This is a genomic window from Streptomyces sp. DF42, from assembly GCF_058267695.1.
The window spans coordinates 5,279,062-5,303,154 of sequence record NZ_CM177859.1 but is presented as its reverse complement, the minus strand read 5'-3'; the positions used below and the strand labels follow the sequence as shown (position 1 = coordinate 5,303,154).

Genomic DNA, 24,093 nt, shown 5'->3' with positions numbered 1-24,093 from the left:
GGGCGTAAGCCACGATCGACCGCTTTCGATCCGTAGGTCAGGCCCCGGAGCCGGTGTTGGCGCACCGACCGGGGCCGAACTATTTGCTTGTTTGCCGCGAACCTAGGGCGCCTTCACGTTCCGAAGCAAGCCGATCACGCAACGTCACCCGTTCGAGGTACGACGCCTCAACTCACGTACAGACATGGTTGGTTGGGTTGGATTTTCAACCAGACCAGAAGCCCAAGAACCCATGGGGAGAGCTCGAAGCCCGAGGCTCAAGCTCCGGGCTGAACTGCGGAAACGAAGGCCGCCCAGGCGGAGGCGCTGAGGTGGAGTTCGCGGCTAGCAGGGAGCTTGGAGTCACGAACGTGGATGGCGGTGGCGAACGCGACTTCGACGCACGCGCCGCCCTCGCTGTCGCTGTACGTCGACTTGAACCAGGCGAGCGCGACCTCGACGCAGTTGCCGCCTTCGCTGTCGCTGTAGCTCGACTTGAACCACTTCAGCTGGTCGCTCACGGCTGATCCACCATCCGTTCGATGAAGCGGGCCGACTCTTCGGGGTCGAGAGCCTGCGTGCGGATCATGCTAAGCCGCTCGGTCACACGGCTGACAACCCCCGGATCCGCCGAAAGCTCGCTGGCGAACGACCCCTCCGTGAAGGCGCATCGCTCGTGGTCCCGGGTCTCCAGTAGCACCATCGGCCCCATGAGGGCCGCAGGAATGGCACGTTCGAAGGGAAGCACCTGCACAACGACATTCCGGGGGCGGGACACCTCCAGGAGACGGCGCAGCTGCTCGTCGTCCACCTGAGGGCTGCGCAGAACCGCCTCGTAGAGAACGAAGCTCAGCCCCACCGGCGGCTTCCGGTCCGTGAGGATGGCCTGTCGCTCCATCCGCGCCGCGACCCGCTCCTCCACCGTCTCGTCGTCCAGCGGCGGAACGTGGTTGTCGATGAGTGCGCGCGCGTACCCCTTCGTCTGCAACAGGCCTGGGATGTAGGTGACTTCGTACGACCAGATACTGGTCGCCTCCTTCTCCCGCTCCATGAAGTCCTGCGCCCGCGCAGGGAAGCGCTCCCGGTTCAGGAACTCCTTCGCGCCGCTCAACATCCCCTTCGCGTCACAGAGTTCGTCCGCGACGTCCAGAACACGGGAAGTCGGCCTGCGTACCCCGCGCTCCATCGACACGATGGTGTCCGGGGAGTAGTTGGCGGCGGAGGCGAGTTGCTCGCGGCTGACGTCCGCCTTCATGCGCCAGCGCTTCAGCTGGTCGCCGGCGTATCGCCAGGCCACGGACGGCTGGGAGTTGGAGCTGATGGACTGGCCCGCCACGGCACGCACCTCCGACCGTGGGCCCGGGTGGGTGTCACCCGGGCCCCTACCGAGCGTAGCTGCGAGAACGTCACCACGTGACCGGGTCGCGCTACCGGGATTCATTCGCAGTGCACCGGCGTTCACGCCGGTGGTGAAGCGAATCTGTCCTCGCGACGCGGAGCGTCACGGCGTCGTGCCCGCGAAGCGGGCGGGGGCAGGCTGGGCGCGGAGCATCCAGGGGGACTGCTCGGGCTTCGTCTCGGAGGGCTGGGGGAAACGGACCGGCGAGCACTTCCTCTCAGAACATGGTCACGAAGACCGCGAACATGTGCGACGGGGAGCCGATACGGGCCTGGCTGGGTGAGGTCTCCGCGGTCGTGCTGCAGCAGGCGCTGCGCGACTGCGAGCACGCCTACACCAACTTCTTCGCCTCCCTCAAAGGGGAGCGCACGGGGGCGCGGGTGGGTGAGCCGCGCATGAAGTCCCGTAAGGACGCACGGCAGTCGATCCGTTTCACCGCGAATGCCCGTTGGTCGCTCACCGCGTGCGGGAAGCTGAACTTGCCCAAGATCGGTGCGGTGAAGGTGAAGTGGTCCCGCGCGCTGCCCGCCGTGCCTTCCTCGGTGACCGTCGTCAAGGACGCGGCCGGCAGGTATTTCGCCTCCTTCGTCATCGACACCGATCCGGCCGCCAACGCGACCCGGATGCCAAAGACCGACCGCACCATCGGCATCGATCTCGGTCTCATCCACTTCGCGGTGCTCTCCGACGGGACGAAGATCGACTCTCCGCGCTTTTGGCGGCGTGCGGAGAAGAAGCTGAAGAAGGCCCAGCGGGAGCTGGCCCGCAAGCAGAAGGGATCAAAGAACCGGGCCAGGGCCCGCCTCAAGGTCGCCCACGCCCACGCCGAAGTTGCGGACGCGCGCCGTGAGTTCCACCACCAGCTCTCCACGAAGCTGATCTCCGAGAACCAAGGGATCGCGGTGGAGGACCTGTCGGTGAAAGGACTCGCGCGCACGAAGCTGGCCAAGTCCGTGCACGACGCCGGATGGGCATCGTTCCTCAGCATGCTGGCGTACAAAGCCCAGCGCTACGGCCGTACATTGGTCAAGATCGGCCGCTACGAGCCGACCTCCCAGACCTGCTCCACCTGCGGCGCCGTGGACGGACCCAAACCCCTGAACGTCCGGGAATGGACCTGTGCCGCCTGCGGCACCGTCCACGACCGGGACACCAACGCCGCGATCAACGTGAAAACGGCCGCCGGACTGGCGGTATCGGCCTGCGGAGCGCCGGTAAGACCGGGAGTGATCCCGGCACAGCGCGAAGAAACAGGAAGCCACGGACTCCCGACCGAACCCCGTGCCGCGTAACGGCACAGCAACGATCGAGAAGGCCAGAATCCCCGGGCTTCAGCCCCGGGGAGCAAGTCAATTGCCCGGCTGCATCCCCAGCGGCCCGCCGATCTCCTCCGCCATCACCTTGCCGGCCTCGAACTCCAGCGTCTCGTCGCCCATGGGGGCCTGGTCCGTGTCCAGGCCGTCCAGCTCCTCCAGGGGCTGGTTCAGGCGCACGTGGGCGACGATCGACTGGAGCGCGCGCAGCGTGGCCGACGCCGTGGAGCCCCAGTTGGAGAAGTAGGAGAACTGCCACCACCACAGGGCCTCCGTGGTGCGGCCCGCACGGTAGTGGGCCATGCCGTGGCGGAGGTCGGTGATGACGTCGGTCAGGTCGTCGGAGATACGGGCCGGGACCGGTGCGGTACGGGGCTCGTACGGGTCGAAGACCTCGGAGTAGACGTCGATCGGCTCCAGCAACCGGGCCAGGTTCTCGCGGAGTTCGTCCACGTCGGCGTCCGGGCCCGTGTCGGGTTCGTAGCGCTCGTCGGGGACGATGTCCTCGTGCGCGCCGAGGCGGCCGCCGGCCAGCATCAGCTGGGAGACCTCCAGGAGGAGGAAGGGGACCGCCAAGTCCGGCTCGTCGCCCTTGGCCACCTCGGTGACGGCCACCAGGAAGCTCTCCATCTGGTCCGCGATCTGGACCGCGAAGTCGTCCGGGTCATGCGTCGTGGCATGCAGCGTCGCGTCAGACATCTAGGAGTCGTCTCCCCTCGAAGGCGCGGCCGAGGGTCACCTCGTCCGCGTATTCCAGGTCGCCACCCACCGGGAGGCCGCTGGCCAGGCGGGTGACCTTGAGGCCCATGGGCTTGATCATGCGGGCGAGGTAGGTGGCTGTGGCCTCGCCCTCCAGGTTCGGGTCCGTGGCCAGGATCAGTTCCGTGACCGTCCCGTCGGCCAACCGCGCGAGAAGTTCTCGTATACGCAGGTCGTCGGGACCCACACCCTCGATGGGGCTGATCGCTCCGCCCAGGACGTGGTAGCGGCCCCGGAACTCACGTGTGCGCTCGATGGCGACCACGTCCTTCGGCTCCTCCACCACGCAGATGACGGAGGCGTCGCGGCGCGTGTCGCGGCAGATGTTGCACAGCTCCTCCTGCGCGATGTTGCCGCAGGTCGCACAGAAGCGGACCTTCGCCTTGACCTCCATGAGGGCCTGGGCGAGGCGCCGTACGTCCGTCGGTTCCGCCTGCAGGATGTGGAAGGCGATCCGCTGGGCGCTCTTGGGACCGACGCCGGGCAGCCGCCCCAGTTCGTCGATCAGGTCCTGCACCACGCCTTCGTACAACGGACTGCCGTCCTTCCTGGGGTTCCTTCAGTGCGTACGGTAGTTGGCGGAGACCCGTCTTAGAAAGGCAGGCCGGGAATACCGCTGCCGCCGCCCAGGCCCTGCGCGAGTGGGCCGAGCTTCTGCTGCTGGAGGGTCTGGGCGTTCTCGTTGGCAGCCTGGACCGCCGCGACGACGAGGTCCGCGAGGGTCTCGGTGTCGTCGGGGTCCACCGCCTTCGGGTCGATCTTCAGCGCACGGAGCTCGCCGGAGCCGGTGACGGTGGCCTTCACCAGGCCGCCGCCCGCCTGCCCGTCGACCTCGGTCCGCGCCAGTTCCTCCTGCGCACGCTGCAGGTCCTCCTGCATCTTCTGGGCCTGCTGGAGCAGCTGCTGCATATTGGGCTGGCCACCACCGGGAATCACGATCAGCTCCTGGTTTCGTACGGCTGTCTGGGCGAGTTTTTCCCGCCTGGCACGAGCCTACGTGGTCCCGGCAGCCATCGCCCCAGCACTCTTTCGAGTGAGTCTTTGCCGAGTCCCATACCTGATCAAGGCCCACTTCCGGGCGGAAAAGATGCGAATCCCGGGGCTTCGCCACCCATTGGGCGGTAGGAAGGATCCGGCACATCAGCATCGGATGTCACGCAACGTGTTCGTTTGTGATCAGTCTCGTGATCAGTAGGGAGTGCCGGTGGGTCAGCCGGAGATGCAGCCCGAGGGTCCGCCCCAGGACGGGTGGGGTGAGGGTGCGGCCGGACTGCGGCCGGGCGATCTGACCGGGCGCGCGATGCCCCTCGGGGACTGGGGCGAGCCTGCCGAGCGGCTGCACGAGCTGTACCGGTGGGTGGAGCAGGGGGCGCTGGAGACGGCGGCCTGGTATCTCGCGGACCGGGCGTGGAAGCGGCGGGGCGCGCGGACGCTGCGCGCGGGGGCCGCGGCGGGGGCCGTCACGGGGGCCGCGCTGCCGCTGCTGGATCTGACCGGGATGGTCGCGGGGCTGGCCGCGTGGGGGTACCTGGCGCTGCTCCTCGCGGTGGCGTGCGTGGCCGTGGACCGGTTCTTCGGCGTGACGTCGGGATGGATAAGGGACGTCGCGACCGCGCAGGCCGTGCAACGACGGCTGCAGGCGCTGCAGTTCGAGTGGGCCTCGGAGAGTGTGCGGGAGGTGCTGGGGCCCGCGGAGGGGACGGCGAGCGAGGCCGCGGAGCGGTGTCTCGGGGTGCTGCGGCGGTTCTCGGAGGACGTGACCGAGCTGGTGCGCACGGAGACAGCCGACTGGATGGTGGAGTTCCGGACGGGGACCGCGCCGATGAGTATCCAGTCCGCCGGGACCGGCGCCGGGCGCCAGGAGATCGGCAGCGCGCAGGGCCGTTTCCCGCTGCCGCCGGGCGCGGGCGCACGACCCAACATGCCACGCCAGCGGCCACCCGAGCCGAGGTGAGCGCGGCTACCGCGGCGACAGCGGCTCCAGGCCCACCACCACGTTGACCACGGCGCACCGCTCCGCGAAGCTCGGGGCCACGAGGCACTTGGGACGTGCCGGCCGCGGGTGGCCGAAGTCCCGGACGCCGTGGAAGAACCAGCACACCGCCACCGTCGCCGCGTGACGCTCGGCGAGACCGCGCGGCGGTGATCGGCTCCGGCGCGCCGGCCGGACACAGCGCGGCTGTGAGCGCGGGCCAGGGCTACGGATCGAGTGGTGGTCGCCGCAACGCGCTCCGTCCGATCCGCACAGGCCCGAGGTCCGCGCCGCCGAGCACGGCAGGTGGCCGTGGGTGCGGATGACGTTCTCGTTGACGCCCTCGTCGAGGTAGGCGAGGAAGGCGGAGGCCAGGGAGCCGAGCGGCGGGTCGTCGTAGGTGTAGGCGTACTCCACGCCTCGGTAGGGGTACGCGCTGCGGCCGTACTCGATGTCCGCGACACTGGCCGAAGCCCTCCAGTACACCGACCAGGACAACGCCCCCACCCCGGACACCGACACCGACGCCCCGGAGACGACCGATCCGGCGTCCGACGCCACGGTGGACAACGACGGGATCGAGGCCCTCCGCCCGCGCGCACAGCGAGACTGTCCTGCGCGGTTTCTACGACTTCCACCTCGACCGCGGCACGGACACCGTGCTGGTGAACCCGTTCCCGCTGGACCGCTCGCGCCGGGCCCACGAGCACCACAACCCGATGGACACGTTCGCGCCCACCCGCACCGGCCGCTACCGCCCCAAGGTGTCCAGGCGGATCCCGAAGCGGATCCCGAAGCGGATCCCGGACGACAAGTTCAACGAGATCTTCGCCGGTCTACGCTCGAACCGCGACCGTGCCCTGCTGGCGTCCTGGGTCTCCACCGGCGCCCGGGCAACGCGATGATGGAGTCCTTCTGGGCGCGGGTCCAGGTTGAACTGCTCATCCGCAGACGGTGGAGGACGCGGCTGGAGCTGTCCACCGCGCTCTTCGAGTACCTGGAAACCTTCCACAACCGACAGCGCAGACACTCCGCCCTGGGCATGCTCCGCCCGGTGGAGTACGAACTCCGCACCCACCACCAGTAGCCTGAAACCAAGCAACTCGACTCCACCCAACTCGGGGCAGTCCGATGTCTCCATCAAACCCGGGGCGGTTCACTTCCACCGCCCAGCGTTTCCCCAGGTCAAGCCTCAAAATCCTGCTGGAGTACTGGGGGTGAGGTGAGCCAGCCGCGTCGTTGCAGTTCCCCGGTGAACTGCCGGTATCCCTCCTGAAGTGCGGAGAGTTGGGCGGGATCGGGTTCAGCGGTCACGGCCGTGCGGACCATGTGGTCAACCGCCTCCCCGATGTCGTCGTACAGGGTTCCCGCGGCGGCGAGCACCGCCGCCCCGAATCCGCTCGACGGCTCGGCGGGGACTTCCAGCGGACGGTCGAGGACCGTGGCCCGGATACGGAGCCACGCTGTGCTGCGGCTGCCGCCGCCCACGGCACGCAACGGTCCGGAGATGGCCGCCCCGGCCGCCGCGAGCACCTCCAGCCCCAGCCTTTCGGTGAACGCCGTCCCCTCCAGGAACGAGCGGAAGACGTCGGTCTCCCCTTCTGCGGTGCCGAGGGTGAAGCCGGTGGCGTCGGGGACCCGGAAGGGGAAGCGCTCACCGGTGCGGGTCAGGGGATAGCGCAGGTGCCGGGCCGGGCCGTGCAGCCAGGCCGCCTCGTCGAGAGCAGGCAGGTCACGCGCTGGATAGCGCGCCTGGAGCGCGCCGGCTCCGACGTTGCTGGCACCGCCGGGCCACCACAGCCCGTCCGGCGCACGATGGCTGTAGAAGGCGCCGTACGGGTCCGTGGTCTGCCGCCGGGAGACGGCCTTGATCACCAAAGTCGTGCCCAGGACGCCCACGCCCTGGCCCGGACGGACCGCTCCGGCGGCGATCTGTCCGGTGCAGCCATCCGTCATCCCCAGTACCAGTGGAGTGCCGCTCGGCAGCCCGGTGCGCTCCGCGGCCCTCTTGTCGACCGTCCCGACGATCCGCCCGGGCCTTTCCAGCTGTGGCAGTTGGGACGAGGCGACTTCGGCGGAGTCGAGCAGCACCTGTGGCCAGGTCAGGGTAACCGGGTCCGCTCCGGTCTTGAGGGCGTGGCTGGTGTCGGTCGGGAGCAGCCGTCCGGCGAGCGCGGCGGTCACGGTGTCGGCGACATGCAGATAGCGCGGGGCCGGGGTGTAGCGCTGGAGCCAGGCGACTCGGGCCAGCGCGTCCGGCAGGGCGGGGGCGGCCCCCGGCCCGGTCCGGGCGCGCTGGTCGTCGTACATCACGGCGGGTCCGGCCCGGTTGCCGTGCTCGTCGCACGGGACGACGGTGCCCGAGGTGGAGGTGACGCAGACACCGGCGACCGGGCGGGGGCCCAGCTGAGCGGTGAGCTCGGCAAGGACGTCGAAGGACACCGCGGCGTACACGGCATCCTGTTCGCTCCATCCGGTGCGGGGGTGGCTCGGTGGTGGCAGCGGCGCGCTCGCCACGGCGAGTACGCGGCCTTCGCCGGTGACGGCGACGGCCCGTACATCCGCTGTGGCGATGTCGACGCCGATGGTCACCGCCGTCATGAGGCTCCGCCGGACAGGAGCACCTGTGCCAGTCCGGTCAGGTCGTCCACGGCCAGGTCGGGTTCGGCGAGCTGTTCCGGCGTGGGGTGCGGTGGCGCCTCCCCGCGCAGCACCCAGACGGTGCCCAGGCCGACGGACCGGGCGGGGCGGACATCGGTGTCGAGCCGGTTGCCGACGTGCACGGCCTGCCCGGCCGCGACCCCGGCCTTGTCCAGCGCCCAGTGGAAGAGTTCCGGATCCGGCTTCTCCTTGCCGACCAGTGCCGAGACCCCCCATACGTCGATCAGATGGGCGACACCGTCGCGGGTGAGGGCGTCGACGACACCGGCCTCCTGGTTGGCGATGACTCCGGTACGCACCTGGCCGTGCAGTGCGCGCAGGCACGGGAGGACATCGGCGTACAGCGTTCCCGGGTGTTGTATCCAGTGCCGGCGGGTGCGTTCGTGCAGCAGGGCCCGTTCGTGCCGCCCGTCGAGGAACTCCTCGCTGAGCGCGCCTCGCAGCGAACCGCCCTGACGGGCCCGCGTCTCGTCGTAGAGGGTGGTGAAGCGGTCCCGGTCCGCCGGTCCCTCGCCGCGTTCCGCGCGGATCTCATCCAATGCGGTGAGCACGGCCGTGGCGAAGTTCGCGTCGTCGTAGACGGGGCCGCCGATGTCGAAGAAGACAGCCTCGATGCGTGTGGGCAGGCTCACTGGCCGGCTCCTCTCAGCAGCCGACGACGTAGGTCCTCGTCGGGTCGGGCGGCAAGGGCGTAGGCGGATTCCACCGCAAGAGTGGCCAACGAGCCGGACCCCAGGGCGATCCGCCGCACCCGGGCGGCCTTGACGCACATGGCGGTGATCGCCTCAACCTCCTCAGCGGTGCGGCCGAGGGCGACAATGCCGTGATTGCCCAGGAGTACCAGGCGGGGCGGGGCCCCGTGGGTATCGATGTGCCGGCGGATGGAGGCCAGAGCCGCCCTGCCCAGGTCCAGACCGGGCGGCAGGTAGGGGACCCAGGCCGGGCGGCCCAGGACGACGGCCTCATCGGGGAAGAGCGGAGCGGAGAACAACTCCTCCGCCTCCTCGGTGGACAGCATGCCGACCACGGCGGTCGGATGGGTGTGGCCCACCCAGGCCGCCCCGCCGGCGGCGATGGCCGCGAGGTGCACCAGGGTCTCGATCGACGCCGACCGGGCAGGGCCCGGTCGGCCGGCCGGCGAGGCCGACAGCAGAGCGGAGAGTTCGTCCTGGCTCGCGCCCGGGCGCTCCATCAGTTTCAGCAACGGTTCGGGTTCCACGACGACAAAATCGTCGGTGGAGGCGCGGTCCATCCGGGATCCGCTGGCCTTCACCACGAACCGGCCGTCGGGGAGCACCGTCGAGGTGTTGCCCTCGGCGAGGATCGCGAGGTCGGCGATCGGATCGCCGAGCCGCCGGGTCAGGGCGACGAGGCTCTCGGGGACAAGAGCGGGGTCGCTCAGGACATTCATCTCAGGCTCCCGTATTTGCGCATGGTCAGGCTGTTGAGCAGAGCGGACAGCAGAAGGACCGCGCCGAGGGCGAGCATCTGGTACTCGCCGCCCTCGGAGGTGTTGAACATCAGCAGGATTCCGGTGTTGAGCCAGGTGACCAGCAGAGCTGCGAGGACCACCCCGCCGACGCGGCCGATTCCGCCGGATACGGCGACGCCGCCGAGCACGGCGATGGTGATCGCGGGCAGGGCCATGCCGTTTCCCGCGGAGCCCGCGTCGGGTCGTGCCGAGGCGAACTGGGCCACGGTGAGGACAGCCACCAGCCCGGAGAGGAGCCCGGAGGTGGCATACGCCCGAAACCGCAGTCGGCGGACCGAGACTCCCGCGAAATGCGCCGCTGTCTCGTTGGTGCCCACGCCGTAGAGGCGCCGGCCGAATGTGGTCCGGTTGATCAGCAGCCACAGCACGACAGCGGTGGGCAGCATGAAGGTGAGGACCTGGGCGGGGAAGGGCGGAATCACCGATTCCAGCCCCGGCACGGTGCTGGAGTCGGTAATGCCGGAAAGGTTCTGGATGCGTTCCGTGGAGATGGGGTCGCTGTTGTGCAGGCTCAGCGCGAGGGAACCGAAGGCATAGCCGGCGGCGAGGGTCGCGATGAGCGCGGGAAACCTCAGGTAGGCGATGAGGAAACCGTTGAGCGCTCCGAGCACCCCGCCCAGCAGTACGGTGACAGCCAGTGCGGGCAGCAGCGGCCAGTGCCAGATTCCATAGAGGTAGCCGAAGGCCATGCCGGCCAGGCTGACGATGCCGCCGACAGACAGGTCGATGCCGCCCCGGCCGGCGACCATGACCACCAGCTCAGCCAGGGCCAGCAGGCAGACCGGCACCATCGAGTCGAGGTTGGCTCCCAGATAGGTGCTGTCGTACGGGGCGATCAGATAGCCGCCGAAGTCCAGCGTCTTCATCCAGATGAGGAGAACGACGAGCAGCACGCCCAGCAACGCCACCCGCTCGGTCAGCAGGAAGTGCACGGCCCGCGCGGCCGGGCCGGCCTGCGCCGGCCCCGTTCGAGTGTCCGAGGGGGGCTGTTGCCGCGGCTCCGGTGTTCCCTCGGTCGTACTCCGGGTCTCCTGGAATTGCTCGGTCCGCCGGCTCACAGTGCACTCCTCCGGCGCTCGCGCAGCAGGTCCGCACCCACCGCGATGATGATGAACACGCCGACGAACAGGTTCGCCAGTTGTGACGGCCAGCCGAGGAGTGTGACCGCGCTGGACACGGTGCCCACCAGGACGGCCCCGAGCAGGGTGCCGAGCACCGAGCCGCGCCCGCCCAGGACACTGGTGCCGCCGATCACCACTGCGGCGATGACCTGGAGTTCCAGACCGCTTCCGATGTTGCGCTGGACGGTGCCGCCGCTGCCGACCACGAAGCAGGCGGCCACACCCACCAGCGCACCGGTCAGGACGTAGGCGCCGATCTGGCGCCGGGTGACCTTGATGCCCGCGAGCCGCGCGGCGGACGCGTCCCCGCCGACCGCGTACCAGTGTCGCCCGGTGACCCGGTGGCGCATGTGGAACCAGACGACGGCGCCGATGACCACCGTCAGCCACCAGGCCACGGGGACGCCGAGAAACAGGCCTTCCCTGCCTCCGCCGAGGAGTCCGAAGGTGCCCGGGACGTTGTCCACGTTGGCTGATCCGAACAGTTGCAGCGCGACGAAGCGGAAGACATAGAGGGTGCCGAAGGTGACCACGATCGGATGCACGCGCCCGTAGGCCACCAGTGATCCGTTGACGGCGCCCAGCAGCGCTCCGGCGAGAACGGCGACGAGCATCGCCGCGTACCCCGGCACCCCCTGGTCACGCACCAGTCTGGCGGCGATCACGGCGACGACGGCGACGCCGCTGCCCACCGATACATCGATTCCCGCGGTGACCATCACCGCTGTCATACCGACGCCGATGACAGCGACGGGTGCCACCGCGAACAGAATGCTCTGCAGATTGCCCGCGGTCAGAAACGTGTCGGTGGTGAGCGCGAGGAACGCCCAGAGCGTGCCGAGCACCACGGCGAGGACGATCTCCTGGCCCTCGACGGGTCGGGCAATCGGACGTCTCGGTGCGCGGGGAGCGATCGCTGTCGTCATGACCGTTCCACCTCCTCTCCATCCTGTTGGTTGTCAGTGGACTGCCGGGTGGTCCCCGCTGCGGCCCGTTCCTGGGATTTCTCGCCCGCGGCCGATGCCAGGACATCCGCCTGACTCGCGCCGCGGCCGAATTCGCCGACCACCCGTCCGCCCCGGAGCACCAGGAGCCGGTCGGCCAGCTGGAGCACCTCGGGCAGGTCGGTGGAGACCAGGAGGACCGCGTTGCCTGCGTCGGCGAGATCGAACACCAGTTGGTGAATCTCCGCCTTGGCGCCGATGTCCACGCCCTGGGTCGGCTCCTCCAGCACCAGGACGCGTGGTTCTCCGGCCAACTGGCGGGCCAGGACGACTTTCTGCTGATTGCCGCCGGACAGCCGGCCGATCGGGGTCTTCGCCGTGGGCGCCTTGACGGCCAGGCGTTTCATGAAGTCGGCGGCCAGGGATGCCTCCGCTCCGCGGTCGAACCAGAAAGCACGGCTGAGCCTGCGCAGATGCCCGACCGAGATGTTGAAGGCGATGCTCTTGTCGGCGAAGACGCCCTGCACCTGCCGGTTGGCCGGCAGCAGGGCCAGCCCCGCCCGCGCGGCAGCTTCCGGGATGCCGGTGGCGACCGGCTCACCGTCGATTCGGACACTGCCGCGGGCCGCCGGGTCGAGGCCGGACAGCGCGTGTGCCACGGCGTCGGTGCCGGAACCCACAAGGCCGTACAGGGCCACGATCTCCCTCGGCCGTACGTCGAGGTCCACGTTCTCGAAACGTCCGGACCGGCTCAGCCCACGGACCTCCAGGACACGCCCGTCTCCGGGCCGCGGACGGGTGACAGCCGTCTCGGACAACGGCCTGCCGACCATCAGTTCGGCGATCTGGCGCACCGTGGTGTCCTGTGTGGAACGGGTGGCCACCACCTGACCGTCGCGCAGCACGGTCACCCGATCGGCGATACGGGCGATCTCGTCGAGCCGGTGGCTGATATAGATCACGCCGACACCGTGCTCACGCAGTCCGCGCAGCGCGGTGAAGAGCCGGTTGATCTCACGATCGGTCAGAATGGCCGACGGCTCGTCCAGGATGAGGATGCGGGCGTCGCGGGCGAACGCCTTGGCTATGGAAACGAGCTGCTGCTCGGCCACCGCGAGGTCGGCGACGCGTACATCGGCCAGTTGCGGATCGACACCGAGCCGCGTGAACACCTCGGCGACCCGCTGTCGTTGCCGTGCCCAGTCGACCCGGCCCCGACGGCGCAGCTCACGCCCGATGAAGACGTTCTCGGTAACGGTGAGTTCACCGAAGAGCCGGGGATCCTGGTAGACGGTGGCGATCCCGGCGTCCAGGGCGTCACCGGTGCTGCCGTGGACGAGCACGGTGGAACCGAGCAGGACCGTGCCCGTATCCGGGCTCTCCGCACCAGAGATGATCTTGATCAGGGTGGACTTGCCGGCGCCGTTCTCGCCGACCAGGGCGTGGATCTCGCCACTGTCGACGGTGAACTCGACGCCACGCAGCGCCTGAACCCCTCCATACGCCTTGCGGATACCACTCAGGCGCAGGCCCTCGCCCGCCGGGGCGACGGGTGTGGTGGTCGTCACGTGTACTCTCCCTCGGTCGGTCGGGCGGGCCGTACGACGGCCCGCCCGACCCGGCGGTCAGTAGTCGAACTCGCCGGCGTTCGCCTTGGTGATGATCAGAGGCTCACCGAGGAGCAGCATCTTCTGGTCGGCGGTGTAGGTCACGGCCGGCATGGAGGCGTTGACCTTGTTCGATGCCTCGAAGGACTTGTCCGCCGCGAGCTGGGCCCCCGCCCAGGCCGTGAGATAGCCGAGGTTCTGGACATCCCACAGCACGGACGCGCTGGACGAGCCGTCGTTCAGGAAAGGCTTCATGCTGGTCGGCGTCCCTACGCCGACGGTGAAGACCTTGCCGATCTTCCCGGCCTCCTTCACCGCCTGCGCCACGCCCGGTGCCGAAGTGGTGCACTCACCGACCAGACCCTTGAGATTCGGATGGGCGCTCATCAGGCTCTTCGCCATGGTGACCGCCTGCGCCTGGTCCTCACCCGCGTAGACGATGTCGGCGATCTTCAACTTGGGATACTTGCTGGCGGTGTACGACTTCTGCTCCGCGATCCACGAGTTCAGATTGGCCGCGGTCTGACCGCAGGAGACGATCGCGTACTCGCCCTCACCACCCGTCGCCTTGGCGATCTGGTCGGTGAGCGCCCGGCCGACACCCTCGGCGGTGGCCTGGTTGACGAAGACCTGGCGGACCGAATTGGGGGCGTCGGTGTCGGTCGTCATCACCTTGATACCTGCCTGCTTCGCCAGCTTGAGTACAGGCGCCAGCGAATCGGGGTCATTGGGCGCGACCGCGATCACATCGACCTTCTGCTGGATCAGCGACTTGACGATATCCGCCTGGGCCGCCGCGTCGCCGGTGGTGGCGCCCTGGTAGATCCACTGGATCCCCAGCTTCTTGGCCGCCGCCTTGCCGCCCGTGTTCATCGCCTCGAAGTACGGGATGCCCTGCACCTTGGGGACGAACGCGACCTTCACCGCGCCCGAGGAAGCCGTGGCGGCCCCCGAGGTGTTCTCGTCCTTCTTGCTGCAACCGGTGAGAACCAGCGCCCCCGCCGAGGCGGTGGCGATGACCGTGCTCATCCAACGCCGGGAATATCTCATTGCTGCTCCGTTCAGGCCTCGCCAGGGGCGAGGCCGTCTCTGTGGGATGGACCGATACGGTCGGCCGGCCGCCAGGGGATCAAAACCCCTGTTCTCGACGGCGACGGCCGAACAGGGCCGCGCCTTACAGATCTGGGCCAGCGCCCCGGGAGGGAAGCTGGTGCCGCTTCCGGCAGAATCCGCACATCAGGAACCGGCGGTCGGTGTCCGTGATCGCAGAGCGGCCGGAAGCCCTCGTAGGGCAGCCGCCCGGGTTCTCCACCGACGCCGCGAGCGCGCCTACCGGGGGCACGAGAAGCGGAGACGACCGGTCAGGGGGTGGCCAGGGCCGGTGCCAGTGATCACCGGCCCTGGTGTCAGGGGAGGTGAACGACGGTTCGGTTGCTACGCCGGGACACCTCGCGCATCTGGTCCAGGCCGTTCAACTCACCGAGTGCCGCGAGTTGGACCAGGATGTTCCCGTCAGAGGCCGCCTCCACCGGGCCGGCGTGCACGGGAACTCCGGCGGCCCGTGCGGTCAACTCATTGAGCAGCTGGTTCCTGGACCCGCCGCCGATCACCTGCACCAGCGGCGCCGGGCGGCCGGTCGCGGCGGCGAGATCGCCCAGAACCCTCCCGTAGCGCAGGGCCAGACTCTCCAGCACACACCGGGTGACCTCACCGACACTGCCCGGGACGGGCTCGCCGTGCTCACGGCAGTACGAGCGGATCCGCTCCGGCATGTCACTGGGACCGGCGAAGACGGGGTCGTCCGGGTCGATGACGGACCGCTCCGGCGGGGCCTGTGAGGCGAGGGTGACCAGGTCACCGTACGCCAGCTCGTTCCCCTCCCTGGCCCACTGGCGACGGCACTCCTGGAGGATCCACATGCCCATCACGTTGCGCAGGAGACGGACCGTTCCCTCCACCCCGCCCTCGTTGCTCAGATTCGCCGTGCGCGCCGCCGCGCCAAGGACTGGTTGCCGGGTCTCGACCCCCACCAGCGACCAGGTACCGGAGGAGATGTATGCCGCTGACGCGTCGACCAGCCCGGCACCGACCACGGCACTGGCGGTGTCGTGGCCGGCCGGGGTGATCACCCGGGTCCCGGCCAGTGCGGGCGAGCCGATCAGCCCTGGCAGAAGCGGGCCGAGGTCCGTGCCCGGGTCGACGATCTCCGGCAAGGACGCTGTCGGAATCCCCAGCTCGTCCAGCAGGCCCGTCGCCCAGCGCCTGCTCCGGATGTCGTACGCGCCGCTGGTGGTCGCCACGGTGTGTTCCACGACCGCGGTACCGGAGAGCAGGTAGTGGAAGAGGTCAGGGATCATCAGCAGCGTCGCGGCGCCGTCCTGCCGGGCCCGGCCCCGCGGAGTGCGTCGTTCGGCCAGCAACTGGTAGACGGTGTTGACGTCCATCAGCTGGGTGCCCGTGGCCTCGTAGAGCCGCTCCGCCCCGACGGTACGCACCGCCTGATCGAGTGCTCCCTCGACGCGCAGATCCCGGTGGCTGACGGGATCGTCGACGAGGGCGCCCTGCTGGTCCAGCAGCGCATAGTCCAGGCCCCAGGCGTCCACACCCACCGAGGCCAACCGGTCGACGCGGGCCGCCGCCATGTTCAGGCCGGTCCGGATCCCGGACCAGATCCGCGCGACGTCCCACCGCAGTGCGCCGTCGGTCTGCCGTGCGCCGTTGGCGAAACGGTGCACCTCCTCGCTCTTCAGCCGGTTCCCGTCGAAGTGCCCGAGGATCACGCGGCCGCTCTCCGCACCCAGATCCACTGCGGCGACATGCTTGACAGCGCTCATGGCTGCCCCTCGGCGGACGGCGCGATCCGGTGCGTCGTGACACCCTTTTCGTCCCACTCGGCGACCGTCTCGTCGTTCACCTGGCTTTCGGTGAACAGGCCGGTGACGCGGTCCACCGGTGCGAAGGCATGCAGCGCGAACGTGTTGATCTTCGAAGAGTCGAAGAGTGCGTAGACATCACGGCAGGCCGCGGCGAGCTTTCGCTTGGCTGCTGCCTCCTCCGCGCTCAGCTCCAGCAGCCCGTGCACGGGGGACACCGACCGTACTCCGAAGAACCCGTGCAGCAGTGGACCGCCCCGGGACAGGGAATCGGTGAAATCCCCGATGAGCGACCAGGACGAGCGCCGCAACGTCCCACCGGTGAGAATCACCGTCGCAGAATCGCTCAGCACTTCGGCCGCGCGCAGACCGTTGGTGACCACCACCAGTCCTTGCCGTTCGCGCAGAAATTCTGCCAGGAAGTAGCACGTGGTGCTGCAGTCCAGCGCGATCGCGTCGCCGTCGTGCACCAGACCGGCAGCCGCACGGGCTATTGCCCGCTTGGTCTCAGCGCGATGCCGAAGCCGCAGCTCAAAGGCGCCCTCGTCGGATCCCTCGTATCCGATCGCGCCCCCGCGGACCCGGCGCAGCAGACGACGGCGTTCCAGCGACTCCAGGTCCTTGCGGGTCGTGACGGGCGACGTGCCGAATCGCACGCTGAGATCCGCCACCGCCACTCGGGATTCGCTGTCGAGTAGACGGAGGATTTCCATTTCGCGTTCGTGCGACGAGAGGGCCAACACGTAACCTCCGTGTTTCCGATGGATGGCTTGGCGCGTAACCTAAGTCGGCGGAAGTCACGCGGTCAATGCTCGAAATAGAAGTGGCCCTTTAACGAGTTTCGAAAGACATCGCTCGGCTTTCGCTTCGCAGGCGCAGTCCGTGGTCGCCTGGCGACGCGTCGGTGCACGCGCTCACCAACTTGGCGAGCAACTGGCTCCGGGGCCGGGCGGATTGGAGGTCCGGCTGATCATGAGGATGGGCAGATCCACGGCTGGGCCTGATCCACTGTGGGTACGGCGACGCTCCGGAGCTCGCGGGACCGGTGACGTCCCGAGGTCGCCGGACCACGCAGGGGCCGTGGCCCCTGCGGCACGCACGGCGGCCCCGACCGTATGTGCGACATCCCGCGAGTTCCCCTGAGCCCTGCTGAGCCCTTGCCCCTGTGGCCAGGGCGTTCTGTCTCCTTGGAAGCAACAGCTCGCAATGGGCGAGAGAACAGGCGGCAAGCACCGTGCACGCGGCCTCACCGAACTCCTTGCGCGAGCACTTCGCGGCCGCGGCCGCGAAGTCGAAGTCGAGCACCTTCACCGCCATCTGCCGCGCGTGCTCAAGACACCCGACAACGGCACCGCCCACCCCACCGACAAGCAGGAGGCCACCCGAAGAAGCGTCTCTTCCGCCGCTGCGGCCACGCGCAAGGCGGAGGCGCCGTCGAGGGGGACCGTGCGCAGTCCGCGGTGGCCGCCGGCCAGGGTGGTCTCGGTGTAGCCGAGGGCGCCGGGCAGTCGGGCCACCCTGGCGAGCACATCCTCCGTGGAGTCCAGTTCGCAGCGCATGACGGGCGCGGACGCGTCGTCCTTGTGGACGCAGTCCAGCGAGGTGCTGGGCACCCGCTCCCAGGTGCCGAGCACCCGGCGCTGGAAGATCTGCCGCGTCCCGGAGTCGGCGTTGCGGCTGACCAGCACGATCGGGAGGTCGGGGAGCGACGGGTCGACCTGCTTCCAGCGCGTCAGATCGCCCCGGTAGATCCGGCGTACGTCCTTCAGGGACAGCACGAGCAGCTTGAAGTGGTCGCCGTGGTTGAGCGGGACGCGCGGGATGCGCAGCGAGTTGCCGTCGTAGCCGAAGCCCCGGGCGGCGGTGAAGTGGTCCATCAGGTGGTCGGTGTCGGACGGCTGGGTGACCGAGACCCCGCGGATGGTGCGGTCGGTGAACACCGCGGTCAGGCCGTGGACTTCGGGGCTGGTGTAGTCGTCGCGGTCGATGCCCTGGGAGCCGTCGTTCTCGAAGCGGAGCAGGACGAGGGTGGCGTCGGACATCTCTGCCCATCCGGACGTCATCGCCTATCGGGTTGTCCATCTGGACCCGGTAGCCGATCCTCCCCCACTGCCTCAAGGGCGTGGGCGGTGCCCCCAGCGCCGCGGCACCCGGCGCTCGTACCAGACCATGATCCCGGACGCGACGATGCCCAGCACCGCGGTGCCGACGGCCACGACGTTCTCTGCGCTCAGCCACTCCACCGGGGTCACCGTATGGCCGGGTGATCTCAACGGCCTTGCGGAGAAGGGGACTTGAGGTTACTCCTTGGTGTACGTCAGCTTCTCGCCGTTGCTGCTGTTCTCGCGGCTCAGACTGCCGTCCGGCAGCAGACTGAGCACGGTGGCGTCGCCCGGCTTGCAGTAGCCCGAGTCGCCGGACGTCACGGTGGACGGGCCGATCCGGAGCATGCCGCCGCTGCCCGGCGCCGAGGTCAGGTCGGCCTGGAAGACACAGTGGTAGGTGCCGTTGCTCGTGGGTCCGTCGGCGACGAGGGAGAGGACCGTGTCGCCCACCTCGCCCTGCTGGATGGTGAGTTCGCGGGTGTTCTCGCCGTCGGCGTTGGTGATGGTGGTCGTCCAGGTGCCCAGGTAGGCGGTCGGGATCGCGCCGTCGGCCGGCGCGGAGGTGGTGGGGGGCGGGCTCGTCGGGTCCGGCGGGGACGTCGTCGGGCCGGACGTCCGGGGTGCGCCGGTGGTCGGGGCCGGGCCGGACTTGTCGTCGGACTTGTCGCCGCCGCTCATGAGGGCGTACACCGAGCCGCCGGCGCCCAGCGCGACGACCAGGGCGACGGCGATCAGCGCCGCGGTGGAGCGGCCGCTCCTCCTCGGCGGTTCCTGCGGGGCGGGCGGGGGCGGGCCGGCGTAGGGCGGGCCGTAGGGCGGGGTGGAGCCCAGGCCTCCGTAGGCGCCGGGCTGTTGGGGGTAGCCGTAGGCACCCGGCGGCGGCTGCTGCGGGTAGCCGTAGCCGGGCTGCTGCTGGGGATGCTGCTGCGGATGGCCGTAGGCCGGATGGGCCGGGTGGCCGGGCGGGGGTGTCTGGGTGCCCTGTCCGCCGACCATCGTCGGGAGGTGGTTCAGCGGCGCCCCGGTCCCCGGCTGCCCCGGCGGGGGCGGCGCTGCGGGGGCGCCCGGCTCCGGTGCGGAGTCGGCGGCGGGGGCGTGCTCGGGCGAGGCCTCGGGTGCCGCCTTCTCCAGCGAGGGCCCTCCCGCACTCTGCGAACCCTCGGGCCCGGTCGCCTCCTCCGGGTCCTCGGAGTCCAGCAACTGCACGGCGTGACGGCCCAGTTGGGCGACCAGCGCGCTCGGCAGCCACGGGTCCCGCGAGCGACCGCCGAGCACGGTGTCCTCGGCCCCGGTCCGCTCCAGCACGTCGTCCAGCGCCGGCCGGGCGCCGGGGTCCTTCTTCAGACAGGCCCGGACGAGGTCGGCGATGCCCTCCGGCACCCCCTCCAGGTCGGGCTCCTCCTGGGCGATACGGAACATCAGGGCGTGCACACCGCTGTTGGCGCCGCCGAAGGGAAGGTGGCCGGTGGCGGCGTACGCCAGCACCGAGCCCAGGCAGAAGACGTCGCAGGCGGGCGTGATCCGGTCGCCGCGCACCTGCTCGGGCGCCATGAACCCGGGCGACCCGACGAGCGCGCCGGTTCGCGTCAGCCCGCCGTCCGTCACGGTCTCCAGTGCCCGCGCGATCCCGAAGTCGATGACCCGCGGACCGTCGATCGTCACCAGCACGTTGGACGGCTTGAGGTCGCGGTGGATGATCCCGGCGGCGTGGATGTCCTGCAGCGCGTGCGCGAGCCCGGCCGCGAGGATGCGCACCGAACGCTCGGGCAGCGCCCCGTGGTCGCGCCCGACGACCTGCTGCAGGCTCGGCCCGGCGACGTACCCGGTGGCGACCCAGGGCACGGCGGCCTCCGTGTCGGCGTCCAGGACGGGTGCCGTCCAGTGCCCGCCCACCTGCCGCGCGGCCTGCACCTCCTGCCGGAACCGCGCCCGGAACTCCTCCTGCGCGGCCAGCTCCTCCCGCACCAGCTTCACGGCGACGGTACGGCCCCGGTCCGACCGGGCGAGATACACATGCCCCATCCCACCGGCCCCGAGCCGCGCCAGCAGCCGGTACGCCCCGATCCGCTGCGGATCCCCAGCCCCGAGCTTCTCCATCGCAGGTCCCCCCGAAATCCCCCGATACGCGCTGTGCAACATCCCAACGATAGTGCGGGCGTACGGGGAGGTGGACGGAGCGGTGTCTACGGTTCCGTAACGGGCGGCCCCAGCTGGTCCAGCACCTTGGACAGCCGTTCCAGTACGCGGACGGCCTCGGCGAGTTCGGCCTCCCCGAACTCCTCCGCGAGCCGGTCGGCGAAGGCCGCGTGACCCGGGCCGACACGCGCGATCGCCGCGCGCCCCTGCGCCGTCGGCGCGAGGAGCTTGGCGCGGCGGTGGGCGGGGTTGGGCCGGTACTCGGCGAGGTCGCGCTGTACGAGCAGGTCGGCGATCCGCTGGACGCTCTGCCGCGTGATGCCCATGGCGCGGGCGATCCCGGCGACGGACAGCGGCTCACCGAGAACCGCGCCGAGCACCTGCCACCAGGCGGCGGTGAGTCCGGCGGGCCGGGCCAGCTCCTCGGCGACACCGAGGAACCGGCCGTTGAGCCCGAAGACTCCGAGGGCGCTGCGGCTGAGCAGGTCCTGGCGTTCGCGGCTCACCGGCCGGCCTCCTCCAGGACGGCGTACGCCTGCGCGTCCGAGTCGTGGAACAGCCGGTACCAGGCGTCCAGTACCTCGCCCTCGTACACCCCGAGCAGCCGGAATACCTCGCGCGCGAAGGCGACGGGCTCGGTGGGCCCGGCGGTGATCAGCTTCCCGTCGGTGACGGCGTCGGCGTCGACGTACCGCTCGCCGCCCCGGTACCCGGTCGCGGCGAGGTAGAAGGAGACCGCGCCGGTGTGGTCGCGGCCGTCGAGCAGTCCTTCTCGCGCGAGCCCGGCGGTGGCCCCGCAGATGGCGGCGACCGGGACGCCGGCATCGAGGAAGGCGCGGGCCCTGCGGGCGAAGGGGGCGAGCGCGTCGCCCGCGTCCCAGAGGTCGGCGCCCGGGAGGATCAGCAGGGAGCTGTCCTCGGGCCGCACGTCGTCCAGGGCCAGGTCGGGCTGGACGCGGAGGCCTCCGATGGAGCGCACCGGCTCCCGGGTCGGCCCCACGGTGCGGATCTCGTACCCGGCGCGGGCGAGATACGCGGTCGTGTGCCCCGTCTCCCAGTCGGCGAGGGTGTCGTACACGGCCAGATGGACGGGCTTGCGGCTGCTGTTCATGGCTCCGCCTCCGAACAGAGAGCTGTTGACAGCATGCTGCCCATTGGACAGCTTGCTGTCAACATGCCTCCTGGCACACCGCTCCGGACATGCGACTGCCGCATGGTCACCGTCGACATCCGTGACGTCCCCGAAGGGATCCGGGACCTGCTCGCAGCCATGGCGGACGAGCGTGGGCAGTCGCTGCAGGACCACCTCCTCGCATGGGTGACGGCCGAGGCCCGGCGCCCGACAGCCCCGCCGTTCCGCACCGGTTGGGACGCCGGCGGATCACCGGCTGAGGGGCTCCCCCGGCAACCCGTCGACAACCTGTCGCAGAAACCCCCACTTCACAGACAGGAAGCCGATACCGAGCGGGCACCTCGGACATCTACGCTCGCGCCATGACCCCTCAGCCAAACCCCGAGGCCGGCGCCGCCGTGAAGGCCATGGACCGTGCTCATGTGTTCCACTCCTGGTCCGCGCAGGAGCTCATCGACCCGCTCGCCGTCGCCGGTGCGGAGGGGTCGTACTTCTGGGACTACGACGGCAAGCGGTACCTGGACTTCACCAGCGGGCTCGTCTACACCAACATCGGCTACCAGCACCCGAAGGTCGTCGCCGCGATACAGGAGCAGGCCGCACACCTGACGACGTTCGCGCCCGCCTTCGCGATCGAGGCCCGTTCGGAGGCGGCCCGGCTGATCGCCGAGCGGACACCCGGCGACCTGGACAAGATCTTCTTCACCAACGGCGGGGCCGACGCCGTGGAGCACGCCGTGCGGATGGCGCGGCTGCACACCGGGCGCCCGAAGGTGCTGGCGGCGTACCGCTCGTACCACGGCGGCACCCAGCAGGCGATCAACATCACCGGCGACCCGCGCCGCTGGGCCTCCGACGGCGCCGCGGCCGGTGTCGTGCACTTCTGGGCGCCGTACCTGTACCGCTCCCGCTTCTACGCCGAGACCGAGGAGCAGGAGTGCGCGCGGGCGCTGGAGCACCTGGAGACGACGATCGCCTTCGAGGGGCCGGCCACCGTCGCCGCGATCATCCTGGAGACCATCCCGGGAACCGCCGGGATCATGGTGCCGCCGCCCGGTTACCTCGCCGGCGTACGTGAGATATGCGACAAGTACGGAATCGTCTTCGTCCTGGACGAGGTGATGGCCGGGTTCGGGCGGACCGGTGAGTGGTTCGCGGCGGACCTGTTCGGCGTGACACCGGACCTGATGACCTTCGCCAAGGGCGTGAACAGCGGTTATGTGCCGCTGGGCGGTGTCGCGATCTCGGGTGCGATCGCCGAGACCTTCGGCAGGCGGCCCTACCCCGGTGGTCTCACCTACTCCGGGCACCCGCTGGCCTGTGCCGCCGCCGTCGCGACGATCAACGTCATGGATCAGGAGGGCGTCGTCGACAACGCGGGGCAGCTCGGCGCCACGGTCGTCGGGCCGGCCCTGCGCGAGCTGGCCGAGCGGCACCCGAGCGTCGGCGAGGTGCGCGGTGTCGGCATGTTCTGGGCGCTGGACCTGGTGAAGGACAAGGAGACGCGCGAGCCGCTGGTGCCGTACAACGCGGCCGGCGAGGCGAACGCCCCCATGGCCGCCTTCGGTGCCGCCGCGAAGAAGCACGGCATCTGGCCCTTCATCAACATGAACCGCACCCATGTCGTGCCCCCGTGCAACGTGAGTGAGGCCGAGCTGAAGGAGGGGCTCGCGGCGCTGGACGCGGCGCTCTCGGTGGCGGACGAGTACACGCGCTAGCCGTCCGCGGCCGCTCGGCCGCCGCACCGCCCGTCGAAAGCTACGCGGGTCAACCCGCCAAACCCGAACGCGTAAGGTGGCGTGCTCGTACATATGGACGTGCACGCCAGCCGATCGCGACGAGGAGACGCCCGACCCATGCCCGGCAGCAGCGGAAACGGCCCCGTCACCCGCAGCACCCTGCGCCAGCAGATCGCGGACGCGCTGCGCGACGAGGTACTGGCGGGGCGGCTGCAGCCGGGCCAGGAGTTCACGGTCAAGGAGATCGCCGAGCAGTACGGGGTCTCCGCGACGCCCGTGCGCGAGGCGCTCGTCGACCTGTCCGCGCAGGGGCTCCTCGACGCCGACCAGCACCGTGGCTTCCATGTCCACGAGTACTCGGCCGGCGACTACCGCGGCATCGTCGAGGCCCGCACCCTGGTCACCGACGGCATGTTCCACGAGCTCGACATCAGGCCCGAGCGCAACCGGCGGTTCGACGAGCCCCGCGCGGTCGCGGCCCTCGCCGGGGTGCGCCGCCGCGGCGAGGAGGCGCAGCGCGCCGCGGCCGCCGGCGACCTCACCGTGCTGATCGGCTACGACCTGCGCTTCTGGCGCGAGCTCGGCGCCCTCTTCGGCAACCCGTACCTCGCCGACTTCCTGCACCGGCTGCGCGTGCAGTCCTGGGTGTGCGCGGTGCAGCATCTGCGGCGGCTGACCGATCTGCGCGGCGTCCTGTGGTGCGCCCACACCGATCTGGTCGACGCCCTGGCGCAGCGCGACACCACGGCGGCGCGTGCGATCGTCGCCGAGTACAACGCGCACTCGCTGAGCCTCGTCGAGGGGCCCGCGGACGAATGAGCACCCTGGCCAGGGTCGTGGACCTCTCGGTCGTCATCCCCG

The 24,093-nt window shown here is 70.0% G+C and carries 24 protein-coding genes and 1 pseudogene; 6 read left to right on the top strand and 19 right to left on the bottom strand.

Annotation, left to right across the window (positions count from 1 at the left end):
- Positions 1-257 precede the first annotated feature (257 nt).
- Positions 258-500 carry a DUF397 domain-containing protein gene (locus ACYUED_RS24305; RefSeq protein WP_491284969.1) on the bottom strand — a complete coding sequence of 81 codons (243 nt, stop codon included), beginning with the start codon at positions 498-500 and terminating at the stop codon, positions 258-260.
- Positions 497-1,315 (bottom strand): helix-turn-helix domain-containing protein, encoded by an 819-nt coding sequence (locus tag ACYUED_RS24300; RefSeq protein ID WP_491284967.1) that lies wholly within the window; start codon positions 1,313-1,315, stop codon positions 497-499. The genes ACYUED_RS24305 and ACYUED_RS24300 overlap by 4 nt, the downstream gene beginning before the upstream one ends.
- 287 nt (positions 1,316-1,602) lie before the next feature.
- Between ACYUED_RS24300 and ACYUED_RS24295 the strand changes: the two genes are divergently transcribed.
- Positions 1,603-2,670, top strand: coding sequence for an RNA-guided endonuclease InsQ/TnpB family protein (locus tag ACYUED_RS24295; protein WP_491284965.1), 1,068 nt, complete (start codon positions 1,603-1,605; stop codon positions 2,668-2,670).
- 57 nt (positions 2,671-2,727) lie between these two features.
- On the opposite strand, the gene ACYUED_RS24290 is transcribed toward ACYUED_RS24295, so the two are convergent.
- From ACYUED_RS24290 to ACYUED_RS24280, 3 genes are read right to left on the bottom strand one after another with little or no spacing between them, the layout of a single operon-like run.
- Positions 2,728-3,390: a DUF5063 domain-containing protein gene (locus ACYUED_RS24290; protein ID WP_491284963.1), complete on the bottom strand. Its 663-nt coding sequence runs from the start codon at positions 3,388-3,390 to the stop codon at positions 2,728-2,730.
- The gene (gene recR / locus ACYUED_RS24285) at positions 3,383-3,982 is read right to left on the bottom strand and encodes a recombination mediator RecR (RefSeq protein ID WP_266518689.1); all 600 of its coding nucleotides are present in this window, start codon (positions 3,980-3,982) and stop codon (positions 3,383-3,385) included. The genes ACYUED_RS24290 and recR overlap by 8 nt, the downstream gene beginning before the upstream one ends.
- 59 nt (positions 3,983-4,041) lie before the next feature.
- Positions 4,042-4,386 carry a YbaB/EbfC family nucleoid-associated protein gene (locus ACYUED_RS24280; protein ID WP_491284961.1) on the bottom strand — a complete coding sequence of 115 codons (345 nt, stop codon included), beginning with the start codon at positions 4,384-4,386 and terminating at the stop codon, positions 4,042-4,044.
- 268 nt (positions 4,387-4,654) lie between these two features.
- On the opposite strand from ACYUED_RS24280, the gene ACYUED_RS24275 reads away from it, so the two are divergent.
- A complete protein-coding gene (locus ACYUED_RS24275) occupies positions 4,655-5,404 on the top strand; it encodes an SLATT domain-containing protein (protein WP_491284959.1) in 750 nt (249 codons plus the stop codon).
- 6 nt (positions 5,405-5,410) lie between these two features.
- On the opposite strand, the gene ACYUED_RS24270 is transcribed toward ACYUED_RS24275, so the two are convergent.
- Positions 5,411-5,983 carry a hypothetical protein gene (locus ACYUED_RS24270; protein ID WP_491294402.1) on the bottom strand — a complete coding sequence of 191 codons (573 nt, stop codon included), beginning with the start codon at positions 5,981-5,983 and terminating at the stop codon, positions 5,411-5,413.
- A 104-nt stretch (positions 5,984-6,087) separates the two neighbouring features.
- On the opposite strand from ACYUED_RS24270, the gene ACYUED_RS24265 reads away from it, so the two are divergent.
- Both ACYUED_RS24265 and ACYUED_RS24260 read left to right on the top strand, forming a co-directional pair.
- Positions 6,088-6,327, top strand: coding sequence for a hypothetical protein (locus tag ACYUED_RS24265; RefSeq protein ID WP_491284957.1), 240 nt, complete (start codon positions 6,088-6,090; stop codon positions 6,325-6,327).
- Positions 6,324-6,509: an IS3 family transposase gene (locus ACYUED_RS24260; protein ID WP_491284955.1), complete on the top strand. Its 186-nt coding sequence runs from the start codon at positions 6,324-6,326 to the stop codon at positions 6,507-6,509. The genes ACYUED_RS24265 and ACYUED_RS24260 overlap by 4 nt, the downstream gene beginning before the upstream one ends.
- 98 nt (positions 6,510-6,607) lie before the next feature.
- Here the strand turns inward: ACYUED_RS24260 and ACYUED_RS24255 are convergent, their stop codons facing one another.
- The 13 genes and pseudogenes from ACYUED_RS24255 to ACYUED_RS24195 all read right to left on the bottom strand — a co-directional run bounded on the left by ACYUED_RS24255 (position 6,608) and on the right by ACYUED_RS24195 (position 21,472).
- Positions 6,608-8,023, bottom strand: coding sequence for an FGGY-family carbohydrate kinase (locus tag ACYUED_RS24255; protein ID WP_491284953.1), 1,416 nt, complete (start codon positions 8,021-8,023; stop codon positions 6,608-6,610).
- On the bottom strand, positions 8,020-8,715 hold the full coding sequence (locus ACYUED_RS24250; RefSeq protein WP_491284951.1) for an HAD family hydrolase: 696 nt from the start codon (positions 8,713-8,715) through the stop codon (positions 8,020-8,022). Before ACYUED_RS24250 ends, ACYUED_RS24255 begins: the two co-directional genes overlap by 4 nt.
- Complete coding sequence (locus ACYUED_RS24245; RefSeq protein ID WP_491284949.1) at positions 8,712-9,494, bottom strand: class II aldolase/adducin family protein; 783 nt, start codon at positions 9,492-9,494, stop codon at positions 8,712-8,714. Before ACYUED_RS24245 ends, ACYUED_RS24250 begins: the two co-directional genes overlap by 4 nt.
- Positions 9,491-10,633 carry an ABC transporter permease gene (locus tag ACYUED_RS24240; protein WP_491284948.1) on the bottom strand — a complete coding sequence of 381 codons (1,143 nt, stop codon included), beginning with the start codon at positions 10,631-10,633 and terminating at the stop codon, positions 9,491-9,493. The genes ACYUED_RS24245 and ACYUED_RS24240 overlap by 4 nt, the downstream gene beginning before the upstream one ends.
- Positions 10,630-11,622 carry an ABC transporter permease gene (locus ACYUED_RS24235; RefSeq protein WP_491284946.1) on the bottom strand — a complete coding sequence of 331 codons (993 nt, stop codon included), beginning with the start codon at positions 11,620-11,622 and terminating at the stop codon, positions 10,630-10,632. The genes ACYUED_RS24240 and ACYUED_RS24235 overlap by 4 nt, the downstream gene beginning before the upstream one ends.
- Entirely contained in the window at positions 11,619-13,208 is a 1,590-nt protein-coding gene (locus ACYUED_RS24230; RefSeq protein ID WP_491284944.1) for a sugar ABC transporter ATP-binding protein, read from the bottom strand. Before ACYUED_RS24230 ends, ACYUED_RS24235 begins: the two co-directional genes overlap by 4 nt.
- Positions 13,209-13,265: 57 nt before the next feature.
- Positions 13,266-14,297 (bottom strand): autoinducer 2 ABC transporter substrate-binding protein, encoded by a 1,032-nt coding sequence (locus ACYUED_RS24225; protein WP_491284942.1) that lies wholly within the window; start codon positions 14,295-14,297, stop codon positions 13,266-13,268.
- Positions 14,298-14,653: 356 nt separating this feature from the next.
- Entirely contained in the window at positions 14,654-16,081 is a 1,428-nt protein-coding gene (locus ACYUED_RS24220; protein WP_491284940.1) for a rhamnulokinase, read from the bottom strand.
- Positions 16,078-16,833, bottom strand: a complete 756-nt coding sequence (locus tag ACYUED_RS24215) for a DeoR/GlpR family DNA-binding transcription regulator (RefSeq protein ID WP_491284939.1) — start codon at positions 16,831-16,833, stop codon at positions 16,078-16,080. Before ACYUED_RS24215 ends, ACYUED_RS24220 begins: the two co-directional genes overlap by 4 nt.
- Positions 16,834-17,544: 711 nt before the next feature.
- A pseudogene (locus ACYUED_RS24210) lies at positions 17,545-18,363 on the bottom strand (PstS family phosphate ABC transporter substrate-binding protein); the annotation flags it as partial.
- Positions 18,364-18,420: 57 nt separating this feature from the next.
- Positions 18,421-20,322, bottom strand: coding sequence for a serine/threonine-protein kinase (locus ACYUED_RS24205; RefSeq protein ID WP_491284937.1), 1,902 nt, complete (start codon positions 20,320-20,322; stop codon positions 18,421-18,423).
- Between the two features lie 86 nt (positions 20,323-20,408).
- Entirely contained in the window at positions 20,409-20,867 is a 459-nt protein-coding gene (locus ACYUED_RS24200; protein WP_491284935.1) for a MarR family winged helix-turn-helix transcriptional regulator, read from the bottom strand.
- Positions 20,864-21,472, bottom strand: coding sequence for a type 1 glutamine amidotransferase family protein (locus tag ACYUED_RS24195; RefSeq protein ID WP_491284933.1), 609 nt, complete (start codon positions 21,470-21,472; stop codon positions 20,864-20,866). Before ACYUED_RS24195 ends, ACYUED_RS24200 begins: the two co-directional genes overlap by 4 nt.
- 383 nt (positions 21,473-21,855) lie before the next feature.
- Here ACYUED_RS24195 and ACYUED_RS24190 point away from each other — a divergent pair, with 383 nt between their 5' ends.
- Together ACYUED_RS24190 and ACYUED_RS24185 are read left to right on the top strand one after the other, a co-directional pair.
- A complete protein-coding gene (locus tag ACYUED_RS24190; RefSeq protein ID WP_491284931.1) occupies positions 21,856-23,211 on the top strand; it encodes an aspartate aminotransferase family protein in 1,356 nt (451 codons plus the stop codon).
- A gap of 138 nt (positions 23,212-23,349) precedes the next feature.
- Positions 23,350-24,051, top strand: coding sequence for a GntR family transcriptional regulator (locus ACYUED_RS24185; protein ID WP_491284930.1), 702 nt, complete (start codon positions 23,350-23,352; stop codon positions 24,049-24,051).
- Positions 24,052-24,093: the final 42 nt, after the last annotated feature.